This is a genomic window from Reyranella sp., assembly GCF_965227665.1.
GTDB lineage: Bacteria > Pseudomonadota > Alphaproteobacteria > Reyranellales > Reyranellaceae > Reyranella.
Genome location: NZ_OZ245767.1, coordinates 4,717,640 through 4,739,649 on the forward strand (window position 1 = coordinate 4,717,640; position 22,010 = coordinate 4,739,649).

Genomic DNA, 22,010 nt, shown 5'->3' on the forward strand with positions numbered 1-22,010 from the left:
AGAGGCATACGATGATCAAGCGAATGCTCATCATGCTCATTCTCGTCGGCGCGGTGCTCGGCGGATTGTTCGGCTTCAAGACCTTCGTCAACGGCAAGATCAAGGAAGCCATGGCCGGGATGGCCAACATGCCCCAGACCGTCTCTGCCACGAAGGCCGAGACCAGCGACTGGCAACCCAAGATCGATGCGGTCGGCACCCTGCGCGCGGTGCGTGGCGCCGAGCTGTCGCTCGAGGTGCCGGGCGTGGTCGAAACCATCACCTTCCAGTCGGGCGACGAGGTGAAGGAAGGGCAGGTGCTTCTGACCCTGCGCAAGGAAGACGAGGAGGCCCGGCTGCAGTCTCTCGAGGCGACGGCGTCTCTCGCGCAGATCACCTACGACCGCGACCTGAAGCAGCTCAAGGCACAGGCGATCAGCCAGGCGATCGTCGACAATGACGAAGCCAATTTGCGCAACGCGCGCGCACAGGTCGCCGTCCAGAAGGCGATCCTCGACAAGAAGACGCTGCGGGCGCCGTTCGACGGCAAGCTCGGCCTGCGCCAGGTCGATCTCGGACAGTTCCTCGCGGCCGGCACCATGATCGCCACCCTGCAGTCGCTGGATCCCATTTTCGTCGACTTCCTTCTGCCGCAGCAGGCCGTGGCGCAGATCGCCGTCGGCGACAAGGTGAGGGCGAAGATCGACGCCTTCCCCGGCCGCACCTTCGAAGGCAAGATCACCGCCATCAATCCGAAGATCGAGACGGGCAGCCGCAACGTTCAGGTGCGCGCCACCCTGCCGAACACGGACCAGAAGCTGATGCCCGGCATGTTTGCCACGGTCGAGCTGGACACCGGCGCGGCGCAGCGCCTGGTCACGCTGCCGCAGACCGCGGTGAGCTACAATCCCTACGGCTCGCTGGTCTACATCGTCGACGACAAGGGCAAGGGCAGCGATGCCAAGCCGGAACTCACCGCCCGCCAGGTGTTCGTCACGACAGGCGCCACGCGTGGCGACCAGGTGGCGATCCTGAAGGGCGTTTCCGAGGGCGACACGGTCGTCACCTCCGGCCAGATCAAGCTGCGCAACGGCGTGCCGGTGCTGGTCGACAACCGCGCCGTCCCCACGAACGACGCCGCGCCGAAGATCGTCGACAAATAGTCAGCCTGCAGGACATCGTCCCATGAAGTTCACCGATATCTTCATCCGCCGCCCGGTGCTGGCGAGCGTGGTCAGCCTGCTGATCCTGGTCGTCGGCCTGCGTGCCATCAGCGCGCTGCCGGTGCTGCAGTATCCACGCACCGAGAATGCCGTCGTCACGATCACGACGACCTACTACGGCGCCGATCCCGACGTGATCGCGGGCTTCATCACGACTCCGCTCGAGCAGGCAATCGCCCAGGCGAACGGCATCGACTACATGACCTCGACCAGCCAGAGCGGCGTCAGCACCATCACGGTCTACCTGCGGCTCAACTACGATTCGAGCAAGGCCCTGACGGAGATCAACACCAAGGTGAGTTCGGTGCTTAACCGACTGCCCACCGGGACGCAGCAGCCGGTGCTGACGGTGAAGGTCGGCCAGACGATCGACGCGATGTATATCGGCTTCAACAGCAAGGAGCTGGCGCCGAACCAGATCACCGACTACCTGGTGCGCGTCGTGCAGCCCAGGCTGCAGGCGGTCGAGGGCGTGCAGACGGCGGAATTGCTGGGCGCCAAGAACTTCGCGTTGCGCGCCTGGCTCGACCCGCAGAAGCTCGCCGCCTACGGCCTGACCGCGGCCGATGTCGGACAGGCATTGACGGCGAACGACTACATCGCGGGCCTCGGCACGACCAAGGGGCAGATGGTTCAGGTCACCCTCAAGGCTTCGACCGCGCTGACCTCGCTCAATGAGTTCCGCAACCTCGTGCTGAAGCAGGACAAGGGGGCGATCGTCCGCCTCAGCGACGTCGCCAACGTGACGCTGGGGTCCGACGATTATGAATCGGAAGTGAGCTTCGACGGCCAGAAGGCGGTCTATATCGGCATCCAGGTGGCGCCGGCCGCCAACCTGCTCGACGTGATCAAGGGCGTGAAGGATGTCTTTCCGTCGATCCAAGCGCAGCTCCCGCAGGGGCTGAACGGGCAGATCATCTACGACTCGACGGAGTTCGTGAACAGCTCGATCGAGGAGGTGATCCACACCCTGCTCGAGGCGCTGGTGATCGTGACTCTCGTGGTCTTCGCCTTTCTGGGATCGGTGCGATCGGTGATCATCCCGGTGATCGCCATTCCGCTGTCGCTGATCGGCACCTTTGCCATGATGGCGGCCTTCGGCTTCTCCATCAATCTGCTGACCCTGCTCGCGCTGGTGCTGGCGATCGGCCTGGTGGTCGACGACGCCATCATCGTGGTCGAGAACGTGAACCGCCATCTCGAGGAAGGGCAGAAGCCCGTCCCGGCCGCCATCCAGGCGGCCCGAGAGCTGGGCGGGCCGATCGTCGCCATGACCGTGGTGCTGATCGCCGTCTACGTGCCGATCGGGTTCCAGAGCGGCCTGACGGGCGCACTGTTCACCGAGTTCGCCTTCACTCTGGTCGGAGCCGTCACCATCTCGGCGGTGGTGGCGCTGACCCTCTCGCCCATGATGTGCTCGCGGATGTTGAAGCCGCACGGTCACGACGACCGCAGCCTGGAAGCCCGCATGATCCGGGGCATCGACAACGTGTTCGACCGCCTGCGGCGCGGCTACGCCCGCTGGCTGACGGGCAGCCTGAACTACCTGCCGGTGACGGCGACCTTCGCCGTGCTGGTGCTCGGCAGCATCTACTTCCTCTACTCGGCCACCAGCAGCGAGCTGGCGCCGCAAGAGGACCAGGGCATCATCATCGGCTTCGCGACCTCGGCACCCAATTCGACAATCGACCAGCGCCAGATCTATTCGCGCGAGGTCTACAAGATCGGTGCCAGCCATCCGGAAACGGATCACGTCTTCCAGCTCGACGTGCCCGGCCAGTCGATCGCGGGCTACGTGCTGAAGCCGTGGGACAAGCGCACGATGACCTCCAATCAGCTCCAGCCGATCGTGCAGCAGGAGCTGGCGGGCATCGCCGGCGCGCAGGTCGTGGCCTTCCAGCCGCCGCCGCTGCCCGGCTCGACCGGCCTGCCGATCCAGTTCGTGATCAACACGACGGGCGGCTTCGAGGCGCTGAACGACGTGGCGCAGAAGTTCCTGCAGGAAGCGCTCGCCACCGGCCGGTTCATCTTCCTCAACACCGACCTCAAGATCGATGCGCCGCAGGCCACGGTCGTGATCGATCGCGACAAGGCCTCTGCGCTCGGCCTGCAGATGAGCGATATCGGCGGCGCCCTGGGCTCGATGCTGGGCGGCGGTTACGTCAACTACTTCGCGCTCGACGGCCGCTCCTACAAGGTGATCCCGCAGGTCCAGCAATCCTCGCGGCAGAACATCGACCAGATCCTCGACTACCACATCAAGGCCGGCGACGGCACGACGGTGCCGCTGTCGACCGTGGCGTCGATCACCACCAAGGCGATCCCGCAGTCGCTCAACCACTTCCAGCAGCTCAACAGCGCCACCATCCAGGGCGTCGCCTTCCCGGGCGTGTCGCAGGCCGAGGCGCTGCAGACGCTGAAGGAACTGGCGCAGCGCACGCTGCCCCAGGGTTACTCGATCGACTACGGCGGCGCGTCGCGCCAGTACGTGCAGGAGAGCGGCGGTTTCATCGTCACCTTCGGCTTCGCGCTGATCATCATCTACCTGTCGCTCGCGGCGCTGTTCGAGAGCTTCCGAGATCCGCTGATCATTCTCTTCTCCGTGCCGATGTCGATCGCGGGCGCGCTCATCTTCCTGATGGCGCTGAGCACAGTCGGAATGCCGGGGGCGACCCTGAACATCTACACCCAGGTCGGCCTGGTCACCCTGATGGGCCTGATCAGCAAGCACGGCATCCTGATCGTCGAGGTCGCCAACGAGCTGCAGGAAGCCGGCAAGTCGCGGCGCGAGGCCATCCAGGAGGCCGCTGCTATCCGTCTGCGGCCCATCCTGATGACCACGGCGGCGATGGTGCTGGGTGTCGTGCCGCTGATCGTGGCTACCGGCGCCGGCGCCCTGTCGCGCTTCTCGATGGGCTTGGTGATCGCCAGCGGGCTGACGGTGGGCACTTTGTTCACCCTGTTCGTGGTGCCGGCCGTCTACGTGATGCTGGCGGCGGACCACTCGAAGAAGCGCGGTGCGGGCGAGCCTGTCGAGGCGCCGGCGGCGGGCGACTGACCGCCGGATCGGAGGCACGCCCGGGGCGGCACACGGGACTGCCCCGGGCGCCCCGCAATGGTGTATCCTTCCCCGGATGACCGCCCCCTCGAAGCAGGTCCCGGAGAAGGACGAACGCGCAGACCGGCTCGCCGCCGCGCTGCGCGAGAACCTGAAGCGGCGCAAGGCGCAGGCGCGCGCCAAGGGGGAGGTCGCAAAACCGACGGGTCCGGGACAGGGCATTGATCCGGCCGCAGGCAAGACCGGCGGTTGAGCCGCCCCCCTCCCTCGTTTAGAAGCGCCCCAATGAGCATTCTCTCGGACCGCTGGATTCGCCGCATGGCGCAGGAGAAGGGCATGATCGAGCCCTTCGTCGACGCCCAGAAGCGCGAAGGGGTCATCTCCTACGGCCTGTCGTCCTACGGCTACGACGCCCGTGTCGGTACCGACTTCAAGATCTTCACCAACGTCAATTCGTCGGTGGTCGACCCCAAGAACTTCGACCAGCAGAGCTTCGTCGACCGCAATACCGAAGTCTGCATCATCCCGCCCAATTCCTTCGCGCTGGCCCGGACGGTCGAGTATTTCCGCATCCCGCGTGACGTTCTGGTGATCTGCGTCGGCAAGTCGACCTATGCGCGCTGCGGCATCATCGTGAACGTGACGCCGCTCGAGCCGGAGTGGGAGGGTCATGTGACGCTGGAATTCTCCAACACCACGCCGCTGCCCGCGAAAATCTACGCCAACGAGGGCGCCTGCCAGTTCCTCTTCCTCCAGGGCAACGAGCCCTGCGAGGTTTCCTATCGCGACAAGGCCGGCAAGTATCAGGGGCAGCGCGGCGTCACCCTGCCGAAAATCTGAGCGGAGGCGACCATGGACAGAATTCGCATCAGGGGCGGCCGCCAGCTCAAGGGCCAGATCCGTATCTCCGGCGCCAAGAACGCGGCCCTGCCGCTGATGGTGGCATCGATGCTGAGCGACCAGCCGCTCACGCTCCACAACGTGCCGCGCCTGGCCGACATCACCACCATGATGCAGCTGCTGCGCCAGCACGGGGTGGAGATCGACGCCACCGCCGGCGAGAACGGCCACAGCCACGGCACGACGATGGTGCTGAAGGCGTCGAAAATCACCTCGACCACGGCCCCTTACGACATCGTTCGCAAGATGCGCGCCTCCATGCTGGTTCTGGGCGTGCTGCTGGCGCGCGAGGGCCAGGCCAAGGTCTCGCTGCCGGGCGGCTGCGCCATCGGTGCCCGTCCCGTGGATCTGCATATCGCCGGCCTGCGCGCGATGGGCGCGGACATCGACATCGACGGCGGCTACATGGTCGCGCGGGCGCCCAAGGGCCTGAAGGGCGCGCGCTACACCTTCCCGAAAGTGTCGGTCGGTGCCACGGAAAACCTGATGATCGCGGCGGCGCTCGCCAAGGGCACCACCGTGCTCGACAATGCCGCACGCGAGCCCGAGATCGCCAATTTGGCCGAATGTCTGTCGGCCATGGGCGTCCCGGTGGGCGGCATCGGCACAGAAACGCTCACCATCGAGGGCGTGACCTCGTTCAAGCCGATCGAACATGCCGTCATCCCCGATCGGATCGAAACCGGCACCTATGCGATGGCCGTCGCCATGACGGCAGGCGATGTCGAGCTGATCGGCGGCCGGGTCGATCTGATCGATACCGTGGCGGCAAGCCTCCGTGCCGCCGGCGTCACCCTCGAGGACACCGAGCACGGAATGCGCGTGCACCGGACCAACGGAGCCCTGCACGGTGTCGACGTGATGACCGAGCCGTTCCCGGGCTTCCCGACCGATCTCCAGGCCCAGATGATGGCTCTGATGACGCGGGCCGAGGGCGCCTCGATGATCACGGAGACGATCTTCGAGAGCCGCTTCATGCACGTGCCGGAACTGGCGCGCATGGGCGCCAACGTCACCATCCACCATCAGTCGGCCCTGGTGCGGGGCGTGCCGAAGCTGCGGGGCGCCGAGGTCATGGCCACCGACCTGCGCGCCTCGGTATCGCTGGCGATCGCGGGCCTGTCGGCCGAGGGCGACACGATGCTGCATCGCGTCTACCACCTCGACCGCGGTTTCGAGCGGCTGGAAGAGAAGCTCAGCGCCTGCGGTGCCGACATCGAGCGGCTGAAGGGCTAGGCGCATGACCGCCAAGCTGAGACTGTCCGCACTCGATGCCGACGACCTGGCGATCGTTTCCGCCGCCGTTCAGGACGCGCTGGTGGCGGTCCGCGACTGTGCCTATCTGAAAGAGGAGGGCCGGTTCGTGCTGCTGCTCAACCGGTTCCGGTGGGAAGCCGATCCGGGACAGGAGATTGGCCACACCCGGACCCATTCCGCCCTCGTTTTCAATGAGGTCGCGGGCGTGCGGCACCATGACATCCCCACGGCCGAGCCCGACCGAATGCTGGAACTGCTCGCGGTGGTGCTGGAAAACGAGCATTCAGTCCTGCTGCGCTTTTCGGCCGGCCGGGCCATACGGCTGGAAATCGGCCGGCTCGCATGCCATTTGGGGGATGTCGGTGAGCCTTGGCCCACCCCTTGGAAGCCCGCCCACCCGGTCGAATAGCCTTTCCGGCTCCGATCAGGGGCGGGCATTCGTTACTGGAGACAGGTCGTGTCGAGCGACGCTAACGAGAAACTCATCCTGGCGCTGCCCAAGGGTCGCATCCTCAAGGAGGCCGGCCCCGTCTTTGCAGCAGCCGGCATCGTGCCGGAAGCGGCCTTCGCCGATCCCGATGCCCGTCAGCTGCGCTTCGCGACCAACCATCCCGACCTCGACATCATCCGGGTTCGCTCCTTCGACGTGGCGACCTTCGTGGCCTTCGGCGCTGCCCATCTCGGGATTGCCGGCGCCGACGTGCTGATGGAGTTCGACTACCCGGAGATCTATGCCCCGATCGATCTCGGCATCGGCAAATGCCGCTTGGCCGTTGCCGAACCGGTCGAGATGGCGGGCAAGGACGATCCGCGCCGCTGGAGCCACGTGCGCATCGCCACCAAGTATCCCGAGGTAACGCGCAAGCACTTCGCGGCCCGCGGCGTGCAGGCGGAGTGCGTCAAGCTGTCGGGCGCGATGGAGCTGGCGCCGTCGCTTGGCCTCAGCCACCGCATCGTCGATCTCGTCGATTCCGGCCGAACCCTCAAGGAGAACGGGCTGGTCGAGATCGAGCACATCGCCGACATCACCTCGCGCTTCATCGTGAATCGCGCCGCGCTCAAGACGCGGCCCCAGCGGGTCGGGCACTGGATCGACCGTTTCCGCGAGGTCGCCCTCAGGGTGCCCCGTGCCGCTTAGGCTCGACGCTTCGGCGCCGGGCTTCGAAAAGGAATTTTCGGCCTTCCTCGGGCGCAATCGGGATACCGACGAGAATGTCGACCGCGTGGTCGCCGGCATCGTGGCCGACGTGCGCGCCCGCGGCGATGCGGCGGTCGTCGACTACACGGCCAAATTCGACTGGACCGGAATTACCGCGGCCAACATGCGCATCTCCGACGCCGAGCGCGACGCGGCGGCGGCACAGGTGCCGGCCGCGCAGCGGGAGGCGCTGGCCTTCGCTGCCCGGCGCATCGAGACCTTCCATCGGGCACTGATGCCGCAGGATGTCGACTTCACCGATTCCACCGGCACACGGCTCGGCGCGCGCTATCGCCCGGTCGATGCGGCCGGGGTCTACGTGCCGGGCGGCACGGCGGCCTACCCGTCATCGGTGCTGATGAACATCGTGCCGGCGAAGGTCGCGGGCGTGGGCCGCATCGTGATGGTGGTTCCCACGCCGGGCGGCACGCTAAATCCCCTGGTCATGCTGGCGGCTGAAATCGCCGGCGCCGACGAGATCTGGCGCATCGGCGGCGCGCAGGCCGTGGCGGCGCTGGCCTACGGCACGGAGTCGATCCGGCCGGTCGACAAGATCACCGGGCCGGGCAATGCCTATGTCGCGGCCGCCAAGCGCCGCGTCTTCGGCCAGGTCGGAATCGACCTCATTGCCGGCCCCTCCGAAATCCTCGTCGTCGCCGACCGGCACAACGACCCGGCCTGGATTGCGGCCGACCTGCTGTCGCAGGCCGAGCACGATCCCTCCTCGCAATCGGTGCTGATCGCCGACGATGCGGCCTTCGCCGAGGCCGTCATGCGTGCCGTCGAGGCCGAGTTGAAGATGCTTGCCCGCGCCGAGATCGCCGCGGCGAGCTGGCGCGACAATGGGGCGGTAATCCTGGTGCCGGACTTCTCGGCCGCGCCGCCCATCGTGGACGCGATCGCCGCCGAGCATGTCGAACTGGCGATGGAAATGGCGGAGGCCGAGGCGCTGTCGCGGAAGATCCGTCATGCCGGCGCGATCTTCCTCGGCCGCCATACGCCCGAGGCGATCGGCGACTATGTCGCCGGCACCAACCATGTGCTGCCGACCTCGCGCGCCGCGCGTTTCTCCGGCGGGCTGGGCGTTTCCGATTTCCTGAAGCGGACGTCGCTGGTCGCCTGTACGCCGCAGTCGCTGGCGGTGCTCGGCCCGTCCGCGGTGGCGCTCGCCGACGCCGAGGGGCTCGGTGCTCATGGCCGTTCGGTTTCGCTCCGGCTGGGCCGCTGACCATGCCGGCCGGGACGCCCGACAAGACGCGGCGCATCGTCGATGTGGTGCTGGATGAGGAATCGGTTGCCCGCCGCACGCCGGAAGTCGAGCACGAACGGGCTGTCGCGCTGTTCGACCTGATCGAGGAGAACGACTTCCATCTGGTCGGCAGCCAGCCCGGCCCCTATCGTCTGCGCATCGGCATTTTCGAGCAGCGGCTGGTGTTCGACGTGCGCAACGAGGCCGACGAGAAGCTGCGCGACATCGTTTTGTCGCTGACTCCGTTCCGCAAGGTCGTGAAGGACTATTTCCTCGTCTGCGAGAGCTACTACGCCGCCATCAAGAAGCTCGGTCCGGCGCAGATCGAGGCGCTCGACATGGGCCGGCGGGGCCTGCACGACGAGGGGTCGGACCTGCTGCGCGAGCGTCTCGACGGCAAGATCGAGGTCGACCACGACACGGCCCGGCGTCTGTTCACGCTGATCTGCGCCCTGCACATCAAATCGTGAGCGGGCGGGGGCGATGATCGGACTGCCGTCCAGCCTGCTCTTCGCCTGCAGCGAGAATTCCGTCCGGTCGCCGATGGCCGAGGCGCTGGCCAAGAGGCTCTACGGCCACAAGGTCTATATCGATTCGGTGGGCGTGCGCGCGAGTGAGGTGGACGGGTTCGCGGTCGCGGCGCTCGACGAGATCGACATCGACGTGCATCGCCACCACGCCAAGACCTTCGACGACGTCGATGCGGCGTCGTTCGAGCTGATCGTCACCCTGTCGCCGGAAGCGCATCACAGCGCGCTGGAGTTCACGCGAGGAACGGCGACCGAGGTCGAGTATTGGCCGATGCCCGATCCGAGTGCGGTGGAGGGATCGCGGGAGACGCGGCTCGATGCCTACCGTCATACCCGCGATCAGGTTCTGGCCAGACTGAAGGCGCGCTTCGGGATACCGATCACGCCTTCGGTCTGACCGTCCCGGCCTAACGCTGGGTGACGTGGCCCGCCGGGTCGAGCGTGATCAGGTAGTAGGTGTCGCCCTTGAGGGCCTGGCCCTCCCAGCTGCCATCCTTGTTGCGCAGCAGCATGGTGACGCCGTTATAACCCGCATCGTGGATCTGCTGACGCGCGATCGCGCCTTCGGCGGTCGGGGTCCAGTTGGGCGCCGTCGTCGGCGTGAAGATCCTGTTGGGTTCGGTACCGGGTTCGCGACCGGTGGGCATGCCTTGCGCCTGGACTGCATTCGTCGCGAGGACCGCGGCGCCGACCAGTGAAAATGCAAGCAATGTCCGGTTCATGATGTCTCTCCTCAGGTGCGAAGCGCTGCCACACTGGAGCGCCTTCGCCCGGGATCATTTCTGGACCGGATTGTGGATCGATTGTGGCGGCAGCGCGCTCGTGCCTGCAGGCGAGCTTCCTGCCGTGCACGAGCGCTTGTAAGGACGGTGTCAGCGCGTGCTTTCGGCACCCGCGTACCAGGCTGCGCGATGCGAACTGTGACGCGGCACCGGCAGTTTGATCAGATCCATGAAGACCGAGGCGCCACCGTCGGCGCCCGCGAGGTCGCCCTCGAGCACGTCGACCTCGAAGGTCAGCTTGTCGCCTTCGAGCTTCGGCGACTTCAGCGTGACGACGGCATCCACGACGCTGCCCTTCGCCTTGTTCAACACCGACACCGTGGCATTGGGTGGATCCTTGGCGAAGGAGTTGGGCGCCTTCGCCGTCCATTCCTCGAGCACGTGCGCGAGCATCGCATGCCCCGCCGAGCGCACCGGGCGGTCGGCGAACACGATGACGCTGGGCGCGATGCCGTCGAGGATCAGTCTGTTGTCCTGCAGCTTGGCGCCGCGGGCATTCAACACGAACATCGAGGGGATGAGGCGCGGATGGCGCGCCGCACCGACTACCTTGGGCAGGCCCTGGACCGAGGAATTGGCGGGCGTAGCCGGCTGGGTCTGCGCGGCGGCGCCGAAGGCGAGGCCGAGTGTGGCGGCGGCGGTCGCGAAGGCGACGGAGAGTCGGAGGGAGTGCATGATGGTCACCGTGCGGCTCAGTAGCAGGGCAGGAGGGGCGGCTTGCCGCAGGACGGCGCGTTGTAGCGCTGCTGGTAGCGCGGATCGATGTCGGGCGGCGGAGGAGCGCCGGCGCCGCCATTGGTCCCGCTGCCGCCGTTCCACTGCCGGTTGACCGGTTCCGTCGGTGAGGGGTTCGACCAGCCGCTGAAAGTGCTGGTGCCGTCGGGATCGCCGATCGCCGGCGTCTCGCCGCCGGTGGTCTGGCTCTGGCCGTAATACTGGGCACCGTGCGAGCCGATGCCGAACCAGACCGTATCGATGAACACCGAGGCAGGGCCGTCGGCGGCGCCCAGGCTGCCCTCCAGCACATCGACGTCGAAGGTGAGCTTCTCACCTTCGAGTTTGGCGGTCTTCAGGGTCACCACGAGGTCCGACACGTTGCCGCCATCCTTGTGGAACACGGAGACCGTGGCATTCGGCGGATCCTTGGCGAAGCTGCCGGTGCGCCAGATGTCGGCCATGTCGGGCGTCACCATGTGACCGACCGAGCGCTTCGGCCGGCTGGTGAACAGGGTCGCCGTGGGCAATACGCCGTCGAGGACCAGCTTCTGCCCGTCGAGCTTCGCGCCCCGGGCATTGATCACGATCAGAGCCGTCGAATACTGGCGCGCGGCAGGCTTGCCGATCGTCTTCTGGGCCGGATGGGTGATGGCGTTCGGTGGTGCGGCGGGAGCCGGCGACGCCTGGGCGAATGCGAGCGCCGGCGTCAGGAGCAGGGCGGCCACGAGGCCCGACATGCACGTTGAGTTCATCTTTTGCTGGTCCTTCTTCCCCGGGCGTCCGCAGCCGCGTCCTGTATAAGGGAGGCAGGCTTCGGTGAGAAGGCCGGCCATCCCGGCCGTTGCCCGCGCCGCCATTGACTTACCCCCTCCTGCGGCCCATTTTCCGGCCGCTTTCCCAGAAATTCACCCCAGCCGGAGGCCGGATGGCCAAAGAAGACTTGATCGAATTTACGGGCGTCGTGGCCGAGTTGCTGCCCAATGCGATGTTTCGGGTGAAGCTCGATAACGACCACGTCATTCTCGCCCACACGTCGGGCAAGATGCGCAAGAACCGCATCCGCGTTCTGGCAGGCGACCGCGTCACCGTCGAGATGACGCCCTATGACCTGACCAAGGGCCGCATCACCTTCCGCTTCAAGTAGGCGTTGCGCGCCTCGACGATCCCCCCGCTCGTACTGGCCTCCGCGTCTCCGCGACGGCTCGACCTGCTGCGACAGGTCGGATACGAGCCCGCAACGATCGACCCTGCCGACATCGACGAGACGCCCCGGACGGGCGAGTTGCCGCGCGCCTATGCCGTGCGCATGGCTGAAGCGAAACTCGCGGTCGTCCAGCAGCGCCATGCCGGCGCCCTCGTGCTGGCGGCCGACAGTGTCGTTGTCTGCGGTCGCCGCATCCTGCCGAAGGCGGAACGCGAAGCCGAGGCGCGACTGTGCCTCTCGAAACTCTCCGGCCGGCGCCATCGCGTGCTGGGCGGCGTCGCCGTGGCCGGTCCCGACGGCCGGGTGCGGACGCGCCTGGTCGAGACGATCGTGCGCTTCAAGCGCCTCGAGGCGGCCGAGATCCATGACTATCTGGCGAGCGGTGAATGGCAGGGCAAGGCCGGCGGCTACGCCATCCAGGGCCGGGCCGCCGCCTTCGTCGCGTCCCTGTCGGGCTCCTACAGCAACGTCGTCGGACTGCCGCTCTTCGAAACCGTGGCGCTCCTGAAGGCCTCCCTGCCATGAGCCGTGCCGACCGGCTCGTCTGCCATGTGCTGCCTCAGGCGTTCCTGATGGCCCTGGTGACGGAAGGCCGCCTGTTGGAGCTTCAGGTGGTTCGCCGCGACAAGCCGTCGATGGTCGAGAGCATCTTCCTCGGCCGCCTTGAGCGCGTGATGCCCGATCTCGATGCCGCCTTCGTCGACATCGGTCTCGACCGCGCCGGCTTTCTGCGGGCGGAGGACCTGTCGGGCGTCGATGGCTGGCCGCCGCTCGGCGCACCGGTCCTCGTGCAGGTGCGCAACGAGGGCGAGGGCGACAAGGGGCCGCGCCTGTCGATGAACATCGCCATCAGCGGCCGCCATCTCGTCTATCACCCCAACGGCGCCGGCGTGACCTTCTCCCGCCGCATCGAGGGGGAGTCCGAGCGCGATCGGCTGCGGGGGCATGTCGAGGGCCTGCTCGATGGCGGAATCGTGCTGCGCACCGCCGCTGCGGGCGCTACGGCGGATGTTCTGCAGGCCGACGCCACGCGCGTGCTCGAACGCTGGGAGAAGATCCGGCGCCTGGCCCTCGACGTCGAGCCGCCGGCCGACCTGTCCGCGCGCATCCCGGGCGAGCGCGATCCGATCGCGCGGGCGTTGCGCGATCACGGCGCGGACCTCGAGGAGGTGATCCTCGACGACCGGGCGATGGCGCGTACGCTGCAGGACAAGATGGACCGGCTGGGCGAGAAGATCCGCGTCCGCTGGCACAACGGCACGATGCCGGCCTTCGACATCGACGACGTGGCGGGCCAGATCGACACCGCGCTGGCGCCGCGGATCGTCCTGCAGAGCGGGGTCGAGGTGCTGTTCGAACCGGGCGAGACGCTGTGCGCCGTGGACGTCGACAGTGCCGGTGCAGGCGGCCGCCAGGGCCGCGCGCCGCGCCGGCCCGTCGACGTCAACCTGGAGGCGGCGCCGGCGATCGCCCAGCAGCTCAGGCTGCGCAACATCGCGGGGGCCGTGGTGATCGATTTCGTCAACATGCGCAGCGCCTACGACCGCGACAAGGTCCAGGCGGTGCTGGCCGAGCATCTGGCAAGCGACCCGGTGCCCACCCAGATCTACGGCTTCACCCGGCTCGGCCTGTTCGAGTTGACCCGCGCCCGGCGCGGCCCGACCCTGGCGGCCCAGCTCGAAGCGCTGGAAAAGAGCGATGCCTGACCGATCCCCGCCGCTGCGCGCCGTGCGCATCGAACCGAAATGCCCGACCTGCGGAAAACCCGCGGACCCCAAATACAAGCCGTTCTGCCGCAAGCGCTGTGCCGACATCGATCTCGGCCGCTGGCTGAAGGAAGGCTATCGCGTGCCGACCGACGAGGCGCCCGGCGAGGAAGATCTCGACGAGAGGGGCGGCGGCGCATCTGGACAGCGGGGCTAGCCCGTCCTATAAGCCCGGCCGCCAACGAACGACGTGCCCAGGTAGCTCAGTTGGTAGAGCATGCGACTGAAAATCGCAGTGTCGGTGGTTCGACTCCGCCCCTGGGCACCATTCGCTTCGAATCACGCGGGCCAGCTCTTATGGCCCATCCCGTTGGCATCGAAGTCGAGAGTTCGGCAGGCCGTCTCCCAGATCGGAGTATTTCGATCCGCGAGATCTCGCTGCGCTCGCGATTTTCGGCGCATCGGAGATCTGAAACCTGGTGACATGTTCAACGCCCGGCGCTGCAAGGATCTTCCACGATCTTGTAAGGCGGCGCAGGCTCGTCCGTGAATGGCTCTCGGTCGAGATAAGCGTCCCAGCCGCGCCCGCAGATCGCCTCACCGTGCTCGTTCATTCGCTTCTCGCTGTCGCCGTCCGCTCCCGGATTTGCGGTGCAATAGTCGAGACGCGCCTGATCGTAGCAGGTACGCCACTTCATGAACGCTCGCTGATACCGCAGGCCGTCCCGCGTGTTCTGGCGGACCGTAACGCCGATGGCGCAGGGAGCGCCCATCTGGAAGGTGAACACCAGTGTTGCCCCGTCGTCCACTCTCGGAGGCGCCAGATAACTCGACCCGGCGATGCCATGGTGCTGCGTGTGATAGGTCGTCCCGATCAGCCGTCGCAGACGCTCCGGCGTGAAGCACGAATAGGCTGAGACATCGCCGAATGTCAGCGATGCGTCGATCCCCTCGTTGGCGCCATTGCACAAGCTGGTTCGGTACAAGTCGTCGAACAGCTTTGGATTGCCGGCGATGTAGACGCGATCCGAGAGGAACTGAGGGACCTTCACGTCTCGCACGCCTTCCGGAGTGGGGCGGTACCAGGATTCGCCGAAGGTCGCGTGGGTCACCGTTGTTTGCCGAGTCCTCCCGCCTTCGCTGCACGGCGTATGGCCGATGTCGGCGATCTTGGTCGCGACGTTGACTTCCATGTCCAGCGCGGCGGCGAGTTTGACGGGGTCGGTCAGCAGACCTTCTTTGGCAATCTTCTTGAGCAGAAACGCGAGACCATCGCCATTTGGCCTCGGCTCCAGCGGCTTCTCCTGCGGCACCGCATCGCGCGAGACGGCTTCATCGTTGGAACTGACGATTGCGATGAAGGCATAGAAGAAGACGAGGGCAGTGGACATCACCCAGTGTCTCTTCGCGACAGGTGCGGGCGCTCTCTTCAGGCGCATCGGTACTTCCTGGGACCAACTCGGTCCTCAAATAGAGGCTCAGGGCCACCGAGCCGCTACCGTTGTTTCGAGCCGTTTACGGCGGCCGGGGTTTGCGGCGACGCGCTCCCCGACTCGATCTCCCGAAGTCCTCGCTCGTCCATGCGCAGCGAGCGCGAGGCGTTACGCGACCAGGGCGCCAATCGTATGTGCCTTGCAAGGCGCGTTACATCAAGCCTACGGTTGTCCAGTAGCCACGTCAGAGCGCCATGGTGTCTGGGCCGCCCGCCCGGCGATGCCCGCTCCGGGTTGGGTGGGACAAGGTCGCTCGTGGAAAGTACCCGGCCCTCCTCGGATCTACCGGTGGTGACGGAGCAGGGCGCGGCATGGGCTTTGCTCCAGTCCAAGTGGCAGAACGCAATGCGCGGCTCCGGCTGCGCACGATGGGGTGAGCTGCGATGCCGATCTACACCGACGTTATTGCCCTCGACAGGGTCATCTTGATCGTGGCTCGGGGAACGGTCACCGCCGACGAGATCGTCGAGTGCATCGAGAAGCTGAAAGCACCGCGAATCCGGGGTTACGCGAAGATCGTCGACGTCACAGGCTCGTCGTCGGAGGTCACCCGTGAGCAGGTAGAGCGTCTCGCCGGTGCTCTGCGCGGCGGGGCGGATGCTCCCCGACGGGGGCCACTCGCTTTTGTCGTGGATGTCGCGCGTCAGGGCTTCGCGGAGTTCTTTGCCGATGCCACCGGCAACGATCGCCCCGTCGAGCTCTTCAAGAGCCTCCATGAGGCGCGAAGGTGGCTGGTAGAAAATCGTATCGAAATGCCCGGGCAGCCGGCTGGCTGGACCGCGCGGCAGCACAAGCGGACATAGGTGATGGCTCGCCGAATGCGCCTGAAATCCACCCGGCGTGACCGGCAAGGGGGATCGCCACAGCGGTCCCAAATCGGATACTGATCCAGCTTGGCAAGACTCAGTGACCGATCGAAAGGCCTCAATTTGTCCACGGCAGTGAAGCAACCGCGCAAGCGTTCGGCCAAGGCGGAGCAGCGCGCCGAGACGATCGACCAGATCCTCGACACCGCGGAGTATCTCTTCTCGAAGCACGGATTCTACGGCGTTACGCTCAAGGACGTCGCCAACAGCGTCGGTGTGCACCATACGCTGATCAACTACTACTTCGAGGACAAGAAGAAGCTGTTCGAGGACGTGTTCGCGCGACGGGCCGTGGTGACGAGCGAGCGGCGCATGAAGGCGCTCGACGACTATGAGAAAAAGGTCGGCGAGTCGCCGACGGTGGAAGGCGCGTTGCGAGCCTTCCTCGACACCGACCTCGATCTCTACACCGAAGGCGGTGAAGGCTGGCGCAACTACGGCGCGTTGGGCGCCCAGGTGGCGAGCACGCCGGAATGGGGCGCCCGCATGATGGACGAGCACTTCGACCCAGTGGTGCTGCGTCTGATCGGCCTGCTCAAGAAGGCGCTGCCGGAGTGCGCGGAGGAGGACATCTTCTGGGGCTATCACTTCGTGACCGGCGCGCTGATGCTCACGCTCGCAAAGACCGGCCGCATCGACAAACTGTCGGGAGGGCTTTGCCGGTCGGACGATTACGCGGCCGTGAAAGAGCGCATGGCGACGTTCATGGCCGCCGGTTTCCTGTCAGTCTGTTCACGTCGAAAAGCCTAGCCGAGCCGCGAGGGGGAGCAGGTCGCACTTGCGTCGCGTTCGTTAATTCACTAGTGAGTGAATGAATAAATAGAACAAAAAACAACCACTAGGGAAGGAACGAGACCATGCGTGTACGCAACGGGATTTCCATTCTTCTTGGCTTGGTGCTGGCAGTGGCCGGCATGGGCGCGGCCTCGGCGCAGCAGACGATCAAGGTCGCCTATACCGATCCGCTCTCGGGTCCTTTCGCCCAGGTGGGCGACGCCAACCTGAAGCAGATGCAGTACATCATCGACTTCATCAACGCGAAGGGCGGGGCGCTCGGCAAGAAGTTCGAGCTCGTCCCGTTCGACAACAAGTCGCAGCCGTCGGATGCGCTGATCGCGTTGAAGAGCGCGACCGACCAGAACATGCCGTTCATCATGCAGTGCAGCGGGTCGAACATTGCCGCCGCCCTGATCGACGGCGTGAACAAGCACAACGATCGCAATCCCGATAACCGCATCATCTACCTGAACTGCGGCGCGGTGGCGCCCGAGCTGACCAACGAGCAGTGCAGCTTCTGGCACTTCCGCTTCGACCTGCATGCCGCGATGAAGGCGGAGGTGATGGTCCGCGCCCTGCCCAAGGACACGACCAAGGTCTATCTCATCAACCAGGACTACCTGTTCGGCCAGTCCGTGCAGCGCGAGCTCAAGACCTATCTCGCCAAGCTGCGGCCCGACGTGCAGATCGTCGGTGACGAGCTGATCCCGCTCGGCAAGATCAAGGACTTCTCGCCCTACATCACCAAGATCAAGGCTTCGGGCGCGCAGGCGCTGATGACGGGCAACTGGGGCCCCGACATGAACCTCCTGATCAAGGCCGGTATCGATGCCGGTGCCGACCTGCGTTACTACACCTTCTATGCCCATCTCGCCGGTGGGCCGACGGCGATCGGCGCCGGCGGCGAAAACCGTGTCCTGTCGGTGATGCCGTTCAGCGAGAACGTCTCGGTGGAGACCGGCAACAAGGAGGCGGAGGCCTTCACCAAGGGGTTCCGCGACAAGCACAAGTTCGACTTCACGTCGGCGGGCTTCCGCACGATCTTCGAGTATCTCCAGGCTGCCGTAAACAAGGCGGGGGCGCTGGATGCGACCAAGATCGCCTACGCGCTGGAAGGCATGTCGATCCGCGACTTCCTCGGGTTCGAGACCACGATGCGCAAGGCCGACCATCAGCTCATCGGCGAGTACTTCGTGGGCACCTTCAAGAAGGGCGTGAAGTACGATGCCGAGGGCACCGGCCTCGGCTGGGCGACCGAGGCGACGATCCTCGCCAAGGACATCGACCAGCCCAACAGCTGCAAGATGAAGCGTCCCTAGGCTCTGAACCCGATGCCCGCTTTCCGATGGGGAGCGGGCATCGCCCTTAGCGGCGGACAGGTTCGATGGAAGTTTTCGTCGTCTCGCTCCTCAACGGCCTCGTCTACGGCATGCTGCTGTTCATGCTGGCCAGCGGGCTCACGCTGATCTTCAGCATGATGGGCGTGCTCAACTTCGCCCATGCCAGCGTCTATATGCTGGGGGCCTATTTCGCCTACACGATCAGCCTCTATGTCGGCTTCTGGCCGGCCCTCATCCTGGCGCCGCTTCTGTGCGGGCTGATCGGCGCTGCCATCGAGATGTGGGGGCTGCGGCGGGTCCATCGCCACGGCCATGTCGCCGAGCTGCTGCTGACCTTCGGCCTCGCCCTGATCATCGAAAAGGTTGTGCAGATGACCTGGGGTCTGCTGCCGGTCCCCTACCGGATCCCCGAGTTGCTCGATTTTCCGCTGTTCCGCGTCTACGGCACGCAGTTCCCGGCCTATCGCGCCTTCATGCTGCTGATCTCGGCGCTGATGTTCGGCGCAATCTGGCTCGGCCTCAGGCGCACGCGCGTGGGCCTCGTGATCCAGGCGGCACTGACGCATCCCGAGATGGCGTCGGCCCTGGGCCACAACGTGCCGCGCATTTTCACGCTCGTCTTCGCCGCCGGCACGGCGCTGGCGGGACTGGCCGGCGTCATCGGCGGCAACTATCAGGTCACCGAGCCCGCGATGGCCTTCACCATGGGACCGATCGTGTTCGTCGTCGTGGTGTTCGGCGGCCTCGGCTCGCTGGCCGGGTGCTTCATCGCCTCGATCCTGATGGGCCTCGTCCAGACCTTTGCCGTGGTCTTCGACGTGTCGCTGGCCGACCTGCTGGCGAAGTTCGGCATCGCCGTCACCGCCACTACGCCGTTCGCCGAAGTGCTCAACGTGACGCTGCCGCGCATCGGGGCGTTGCTGCCCTTCCTGCTGATGGTGCTGATCCTCGTGTTTCGCCCGCGCGGCCTGATGGGGACGCGCGACACATGACCCTGCTTCGTCGCAACTGGCCCTGGCTAGTGGCCCTTGCCGTCCTGCTGGCGTTTCCCTTCCTCTTCTATGACTGGACGAGGGGCCGCCATTCCGGATTTGCGCTGACCTTGATGAGCGAGATCGGCGTGATGGCGATCTTTGCGCTCTCCTACAACATGCTGCTGGGCCAGGCCGGGCTTCTTTCGTTCGGCCATGCCGTGCTGTTCGGCCTGGGCGCCTATTGCGCGGCCCACACCGTCAATCTGGTCAAGGCGGGCACGATCTGGCTTCCGACCGAACTGGTGCCCCTGGCGGGCGGACTGGGTGGGCTGTTCTTTGGTTTCGTCCTGGGGTGGCTCGTGACCAAGCAGCGCGCCACCGCCTTTGCCATGATCACCCTCGGGCTCGGCGAACTCGTCTCCGCGGCCGCCCTGATGTTCATGGGCTTCTTCGGCGGCGAGAGCGGCATCACCATCGATCGTGTGATGGACACCAGCCTGCTGGGCGTCCGCTATACGTCGCCCTGGCAGGTCTATTGCCTGGTTCTCGGCTGGGCCTTCGTCGCTGCCGTCCTGATGAGGCTGCAGATGCAGACGCCACTCGGCCGCATGGCCAATGCCACGCGGGACAATTTCGAGCGCGCGCAGTTCGTCGGCTACGACCCGCGGCGGGTGCGCTGGATGCAGTTCACATTGGCAGGCTTCTTCGCCGGCATCGGCGGCGGCCTCTACGTGCTGATCTACGAGATCGTGACCTTTGACACCGTATCCGCGGTCAAGTCCGCCAATGCCCTGCTGGCTGTCTATATCGGCGGTGCCGGCGCCTTCTTCGGACCGATTCTCGGCACGATCGTAGTGGTCCTGCTTCAAAGCGGCGTCAGCCTGCTCAGCAATGCCTGGCTGCTCTATGTCGGCGTGCTCTTCATCGTCATGGTGATGTACGCGCCGGTCGGACTCGTCGGGCTGATCGGCATGCACACGCCGATCTGGCGCATGGGTCGATTGCGCGAGCTGCTGCTGCCCTATCTGCGCGCCCTGCCGCCGGCCTTGATCCTCTTCCTGGGATTCGTGCTGCTCGTCGAGCTCGCGTCTTTCACCACCATCGGCGCCGCGCAGGGAAAGCGTTTTGCGATCGCCGGCCGGACGATCGACACGACGTCGCCTGTGCCATGGGCAATTGCGCTGGCGGCCCTGGCACTGGGCGCCTTCTGGCTGCGCCGCGAGGCGCGCGCGTTCCGCCTGCGCTGGGACGGCTTGATGGAAGAGGCCAAGCGGCAGGCAGGTGCCCCGTGACCGGTCCGGCCATCGAACTTCGCGAGGTACGCAAGAGTTTCGGCGCCACCGAAATCATCCGGGGCGTCGATCTCAAAATCGCCCGGGGCGAGCGCCACGCCATCATCGGCCCGAACGGCGCCGGCAAGACGACACTCTTCAACCTGATCTCCGGGCGGTTTCCGATCAGCGCCGGCATGATCACGGTCAACGGCAAGTCGACCAAGGGCCTGGCGCCGCAGGAGATCAACCGTCTCGGCCTGTCGCGGAGTTTCCAGATCACCTCGATCTTCCCGCGCATGACGGTGTTCGAGAACATCCGCTGCGGCCTGCTGTGGTCGCGTGGCTATCGCTATTCCTTCTGGCACCTGCTGGGCGGCCAGAAGGCGTTGAACGCCGAGGCGGACCGGCTGCTCGACCGGCTGAACCTTGGCGACCGTCGCAACGTGCAGGCGGGGCTTCTTTCCTATGCCGAGCAGCGGGCGCTGGAGATCGGCATCACCATCGCGGGCGGCGCCGACATCATCCTGCTCGACGAGCCCACAGCCGGCATGAGCCACAGCGAGACCGATGCCGCCGTGGCGCTGATCCGCGGCGTGTCGGAGGGCAAGACCCTGCTCATGGTCGAGCACGACATGAGCGTGGTGTTCGGCCTGGCCGACTGCATCACCGTGCTGGTCTATGGCGAAGTCATCGCCTCGGACACGCCGGCCGCCATCCGTGGCAATGCCGCCGTGCAGGAGGCCTACCTTGGAACGATCGCAGCATGAGGGCGCCGGCATGATGCTCGAGGTGCGCGACCTTCATGCCCTTTACGGCAAGAGCCACATCCTGCAGGGCGTCGACCTCGCGGTCGACGAAGGTGAGATCGTGAGCCTGCTGGGCCGCAACGGCGTCGGCCGTTCGACGACCTGCAAGGCGATCATGGGACTGGTGCCGCCGGTTGGGCAGATCAGCTTCAAGGGCCGGCCGATCACCGGCCTTCGGCCAGACCAGATCGCTCATGCCGGAGTGGGCTACGTGCCCGAGGACCGGCAGGTGTTTCCCGGGCTCACAGTGAAGCAGAACCTCGAACTCGGGCTGAAGCGCGCCGGTGTCTTCGGACGCTGGACCTTCGACGATGTGTTCTCGCTGTTCCCCAATCTCGGCAACCGACAGGACAACCCGGCCGGCGTGCTGTCGGGCGGCGAGCAGCAGATGCTCACCATGTGCCGCACCCTGATGGGCGATCCCGATCTCGTGATCATCGACGAGCCGACCGAAGGGCTGGCGCCCAAGCTGGTCGAACAGGTCGGCCAACTGCTCGACGAGATCGCGCGGCGCGGTACGGCGATCCTCCTGGTCGAACAGAAACTCACCATCGCCCTCAAGATCTCCCACCGCCTCTACGTCATGGGTCATGGCCGGATCGTGTTCAGCGGATCTCCCGCCGAACTCACGGCGAACTCGACGGTCCGTAAGGAGTGGCTCGAAGTGTGAGCGCGAT

General features: G+C 65.9%; 25 protein-coding genes and 1 tRNA gene. 22 read left to right on the forward strand and 4 right to left on the reverse strand.

All coding sequences use genetic code 11. The annotated features are described in order from the left end of the window. Positions 1 to 11: 11 nt before the first annotated feature. The 10 genes from ACO07I_RS22785 (at position 12) to ACO07I_RS22830 (ending at position 9,791) form a co-directional block, all read left to right on the forward strand. Positions 12 to 1,142, forward strand: a complete 1,131-nt coding sequence (locus ACO07I_RS22785; RefSeq protein ID WP_422011421.1) for an efflux RND transporter periplasmic adaptor subunit — start codon at positions 12 to 14, stop codon at positions 1,140 to 1,142. Between the two features lie 22 nt (positions 1,143 to 1,164). Further along, positions 1,165 to 4,260, forward strand: coding sequence for an efflux RND transporter permease subunit (locus ACO07I_RS22790; RefSeq protein WP_422011423.1), 3,096 nt, complete (start codon positions 1,165 to 1,167; stop codon positions 4,258 to 4,260). Between the two features lie 76 nt (positions 4,261 to 4,336). Further along, positions 4,337 to 4,513 carry a hypothetical protein gene (locus tag ACO07I_RS22795; RefSeq protein WP_422011425.1) on the forward strand — a complete coding sequence of 59 codons (177 nt, stop codon included), beginning with the start codon at positions 4,337 to 4,339 and terminating at the stop codon, positions 4,511 to 4,513. Between the two features lie 32 nt (positions 4,514 to 4,545). Further along, a complete protein-coding gene (dcd, locus tag ACO07I_RS22800) occupies positions 4,546 to 5,100 on the forward strand; it encodes a dCTP deaminase (RefSeq protein ID WP_304846178.1) in 555 nt (184 codons plus the stop codon). 12 nt (positions 5,101 to 5,112) lie between these two features. Next, a complete protein-coding gene (murA, locus tag ACO07I_RS22805; protein ID WP_422011427.1) occupies positions 5,113 to 6,396 on the forward strand; it encodes a UDP-N-acetylglucosamine 1-carboxyvinyltransferase in 1,284 nt (427 codons plus the stop codon). 4 nt (positions 6,397 to 6,400) lie between these two features. Then, positions 6,401 to 6,826: a DUF2948 family protein gene (locus ACO07I_RS22810; RefSeq protein ID WP_422011429.1), complete on the forward strand. Its 426-nt coding sequence runs from the start codon at positions 6,401 to 6,403 to the stop codon at positions 6,824 to 6,826. A 48-nt stretch (positions 6,827 to 6,874) separates the two neighbouring features. Next, positions 6,875 to 7,555 carry an ATP phosphoribosyltransferase gene (gene hisG, locus ACO07I_RS22815; RefSeq protein ID WP_422011431.1) on the forward strand — a complete coding sequence of 227 codons (681 nt, stop codon included), beginning with the start codon at positions 6,875 to 6,877 and terminating at the stop codon, positions 7,553 to 7,555. Beyond that, positions 7,545 to 8,843: a histidinol dehydrogenase gene (gene hisD, locus ACO07I_RS22820; RefSeq protein ID WP_422011433.1), complete on the forward strand. Its 1,299-nt coding sequence runs from the start codon at positions 7,545 to 7,547 to the stop codon at positions 8,841 to 8,843. Before hisG ends, hisD begins: the two co-directional genes overlap by 11 nt. A 2-nt stretch (positions 8,844 to 8,845) precedes the next feature. Then, positions 8,846 to 9,334, forward strand: coding sequence for a UPF0262 family protein (locus tag ACO07I_RS22825; RefSeq protein ID WP_422011435.1), 489 nt, complete (start codon positions 8,846 to 8,848; stop codon positions 9,332 to 9,334). A 13-nt stretch (positions 9,335 to 9,347) separates the two neighbouring features. Further along, complete coding sequence (locus ACO07I_RS22830; protein ID WP_422011437.1) at positions 9,348 to 9,791, forward strand: low molecular weight phosphatase family protein; 444 nt, start codon at positions 9,348 to 9,350, stop codon at positions 9,789 to 9,791. Between the two features lie 10 nt (positions 9,792 to 9,801). Here the strand turns inward: ACO07I_RS22830 and ACO07I_RS22835 are convergent, their stop codons facing one another. The 3 genes from ACO07I_RS22835 to ACO07I_RS22845 all read right to left on the reverse strand — a co-directional run bounded on the left by ACO07I_RS22835 (position 9,802) and on the right by ACO07I_RS22845 (position 11,645). After that, positions 9,802 to 10,116 (reverse strand): hypothetical protein, encoded by a 315-nt coding sequence (locus tag ACO07I_RS22835; RefSeq protein WP_295137451.1) that lies wholly within the window; start codon positions 10,114 to 10,116, stop codon positions 9,802 to 9,804. Positions 10,117 to 10,266: 150 nt separating this feature from the next. After that, positions 10,267 to 10,851 carry a hypothetical protein gene (locus tag ACO07I_RS22840; protein ID WP_422011439.1) on the reverse strand — a complete coding sequence of 195 codons (585 nt, stop codon included), beginning with the start codon at positions 10,849 to 10,851 and terminating at the stop codon, positions 10,267 to 10,269. Positions 10,852 to 10,868: 17 nt separating this feature from the next. Continuing rightward, a complete protein-coding gene (locus ACO07I_RS22845) occupies positions 10,869 to 11,645 on the reverse strand; it encodes a hypothetical protein (RefSeq protein WP_422011441.1) in 777 nt (258 codons plus the stop codon). A gap of 173 nt (positions 11,646 to 11,818) precedes the next feature. Between ACO07I_RS22845 and infA the strand changes: the two genes are divergently transcribed. The 5 genes from infA to ACO07I_RS22870 all read left to right on the forward strand — a co-directional run bounded on the left by infA (position 11,819) and on the right by ACO07I_RS22870 (position 14,131). Continuing rightward, positions 11,819 to 12,037 (forward strand): translation initiation factor IF-1, encoded by a 219-nt coding sequence (gene infA / locus ACO07I_RS22850; protein WP_295137458.1) that lies wholly within the window; start codon positions 11,819 to 11,821, stop codon positions 12,035 to 12,037. A gap of 3 nt (positions 12,038 to 12,040) precedes the next feature. Beyond that, on the forward strand, positions 12,041 to 12,622 hold the full coding sequence (locus tag ACO07I_RS22855; RefSeq protein ID WP_422011444.1) for a Maf family protein: 582 nt from the start codon (positions 12,041 to 12,043) through the stop codon (positions 12,620 to 12,622). Then, entirely contained in the window at positions 12,619 to 13,803 is a 1,185-nt protein-coding gene (locus ACO07I_RS22860) for a ribonuclease E/G (RefSeq protein WP_422011446.1), read from the forward strand. Before ACO07I_RS22855 ends, ACO07I_RS22860 begins: the two co-directional genes overlap by 4 nt. Next, positions 13,796 to 14,020 carry a DNA gyrase inhibitor YacG gene (locus ACO07I_RS22865; protein ID WP_422011448.1) on the forward strand — a complete coding sequence of 75 codons (225 nt, stop codon included), beginning with the start codon at positions 13,796 to 13,798 and terminating at the stop codon, positions 14,018 to 14,020. Before ACO07I_RS22860 ends, ACO07I_RS22865 begins: the two co-directional genes overlap by 8 nt. A 35-nt stretch (positions 14,021 to 14,055) precedes the next feature. Further along, positions 14,056 to 14,131: transfer RNA gene (locus ACO07I_RS22870), tRNA-Phe, on the forward strand. Positions 14,132 to 14,291: 160 nt separating this feature from the next. Here the strand turns inward: ACO07I_RS22870 and ACO07I_RS22875 are convergent. Then, the gene (locus ACO07I_RS22875) at positions 14,292 to 15,194 is read right to left on the reverse strand and encodes a hypothetical protein (RefSeq protein WP_422011450.1); all 903 of its coding nucleotides are present in this window, start codon (positions 15,192 to 15,194) and stop codon (positions 14,292 to 14,294) included. 485 nt (positions 15,195 to 15,679) lie between these two features. Between ACO07I_RS22875 and ACO07I_RS22880 the strand changes: the two genes are divergently transcribed. The 7 genes from ACO07I_RS22880 to ACO07I_RS22910 all read left to right on the forward strand — a co-directional run bounded on the left by ACO07I_RS22880 (position 15,680) and on the right by ACO07I_RS22910 (position 22,003). Further along, positions 15,680 to 16,099: a hypothetical protein gene (locus ACO07I_RS22880; RefSeq protein ID WP_422011452.1), complete on the forward strand. Its 420-nt coding sequence runs from the start codon at positions 15,680 to 15,682 to the stop codon at positions 16,097 to 16,099. A 126-nt stretch (positions 16,100 to 16,225) separates the two neighbouring features. Next, positions 16,226 to 16,912 (forward strand): TetR/AcrR family transcriptional regulator, encoded by a 687-nt coding sequence (locus ACO07I_RS22885; RefSeq protein WP_422011454.1) that lies wholly within the window; start codon positions 16,226 to 16,228, stop codon positions 16,910 to 16,912. A 107-nt stretch (positions 16,913 to 17,019) separates the two neighbouring features. Further along, on the forward strand, positions 17,020 to 18,258 hold the full coding sequence (locus ACO07I_RS22890; RefSeq protein WP_422011456.1) for a branched-chain amino acid ABC transporter substrate-binding protein: 1,239 nt from the start codon (positions 17,020 to 17,022) through the stop codon (positions 18,256 to 18,258). Positions 18,259 to 18,323: 65 nt separating this feature from the next. After that, a complete protein-coding gene (locus ACO07I_RS22895) occupies positions 18,324 to 19,271 on the forward strand; it encodes a branched-chain amino acid ABC transporter permease (protein ID WP_422011458.1) in 948 nt (315 codons plus the stop codon). Continuing rightward, positions 19,268 to 20,545: a branched-chain amino acid ABC transporter permease gene (locus tag ACO07I_RS22900; protein ID WP_422011459.1), complete on the forward strand. Its 1,278-nt coding sequence runs from the start codon at positions 19,268 to 19,270 to the stop codon at positions 20,543 to 20,545. The genes ACO07I_RS22895 and ACO07I_RS22900 overlap by 4 nt, the downstream gene beginning before the upstream one ends. After that, the gene (locus ACO07I_RS22905; protein ID WP_422011460.1) at positions 20,542 to 21,294 is read left to right on the forward strand and encodes an ABC transporter ATP-binding protein; all 753 of its coding nucleotides are present in this window, start codon (positions 20,542 to 20,544) and stop codon (positions 21,292 to 21,294) included. The genes ACO07I_RS22900 and ACO07I_RS22905 overlap by 4 nt, the downstream gene beginning before the upstream one ends. 13 nt (positions 21,295 to 21,307) lie before the next feature. Beyond that, positions 21,308 to 22,003, forward strand: coding sequence for an ABC transporter ATP-binding protein (locus tag ACO07I_RS22910; RefSeq protein ID WP_422018354.1), 696 nt, complete (start codon positions 21,308 to 21,310; stop codon positions 22,001 to 22,003). Positions 22,004 to 22,010 lie beyond the last annotated feature (7 nt).

Bases quoted from the DNA above. Each gene is read 5' to 3' on its own strand.
- ACO07I_RS22785 (WP_422011421.1), top strand. From the start codon at position 12: ATGATCAAGCGAATGCTCATCATGCTCATTCTCGTCGGCGCGGTGCTC.
- ACO07I_RS22790 (WP_422011423.1), top strand. From the start codon at position 1,165: ATGAAGTTCACCGATATCTTCATCCGCCGCCCGGTGCTGGCGAGCGTG.
- ACO07I_RS22795 (WP_422011425.1), top strand. From the start codon at position 4,337: ATGACCGCCCCCTCGAAGCAGGTCCCGGAGAAGGACGAACGCGCAGAC.
- dcd (WP_304846178.1), top strand. From the start codon at position 4,546: ATGAGCATTCTCTCGGACCGCTGGATTCGCCGCATGGCGCAGGAGAAG.
- murA (WP_422011427.1), top strand. From the start codon at position 5,113: ATGGACAGAATTCGCATCAGGGGCGGCCGCCAGCTCAAGGGCCAGATC.
- ACO07I_RS22810 (WP_422011429.1), top strand. From the start codon at position 6,401: ATGACCGCCAAGCTGAGACTGTCCGCACTCGATGCCGACGACCTGGCG.
- ACO07I_RS22825 (WP_422011435.1), top strand. From the start codon at position 8,846: ATGCCGGCCGGGACGCCCGACAAGACGCGGCGCATCGTCGATGTGGTG.
- ACO07I_RS22830 (WP_422011437.1), top strand. From the start codon at position 9,348: ATGATCGGACTGCCGTCCAGCCTGCTCTTCGCCTGCAGCGAGAATTCC.
- ACO07I_RS22835 (WP_295137451.1), bottom strand. From the start codon at position 10,116: ATGAACCGGACATTGCTTGCATTTTCACTGGTCGGCGCCGCGGTCCTC.
- ACO07I_RS22840 (WP_422011439.1), bottom strand. From the start codon at position 10,851: ATGCACTCCCTCCGACTCTCCGTCGCCTTCGCGACCGCCGCCGCCACA.
- ACO07I_RS22845 (WP_422011441.1), bottom strand. From the start codon at position 11,645: ATGAACTCAACGTGCATGTCGGGCCTCGTGGCCGCCCTGCTCCTGACG.
- infA (WP_295137458.1), top strand. From the start codon at position 11,819: ATGGCCAAAGAAGACTTGATCGAATTTACGGGCGTCGTGGCCGAGTTG.
- ACO07I_RS22860 (WP_422011446.1), top strand. From the start codon at position 12,619: ATGAGCCGTGCCGACCGGCTCGTCTGCCATGTGCTGCCTCAGGCGTTC.
- ACO07I_RS22865 (WP_422011448.1), top strand. From the start codon at position 13,796: ATGCCTGACCGATCCCCGCCGCTGCGCGCCGTGCGCATCGAACCGAAA.
- ACO07I_RS22875 (WP_422011450.1), bottom strand. From the start codon at position 15,194: ATGTCCACTGCCCTCGTCTTCTTCTATGCCTTCATCGCAATCGTCAGT.
- ACO07I_RS22880 (WP_422011452.1), top strand. From the start codon at position 15,680: ATGCCGATCTACACCGACGTTATTGCCCTCGACAGGGTCATCTTGATC.
- ACO07I_RS22890 (WP_422011456.1), top strand. From the start codon at position 17,020: ATGCGTGTACGCAACGGGATTTCCATTCTTCTTGGCTTGGTGCTGGCA.
- ACO07I_RS22895 (WP_422011458.1), top strand. From the start codon at position 18,324: ATGGAAGTTTTCGTCGTCTCGCTCCTCAACGGCCTCGTCTACGGCATG.
- ACO07I_RS22900 (WP_422011459.1), top strand. From the start codon at position 19,268: ATGACCCTGCTTCGTCGCAACTGGCCCTGGCTAGTGGCCCTTGCCGTC.
- ACO07I_RS22910 (WP_422018354.1), top strand. From the start codon at position 21,308: ATGCTCGAGGTGCGCGACCTTCATGCCCTTTACGGCAAGAGCCACATC.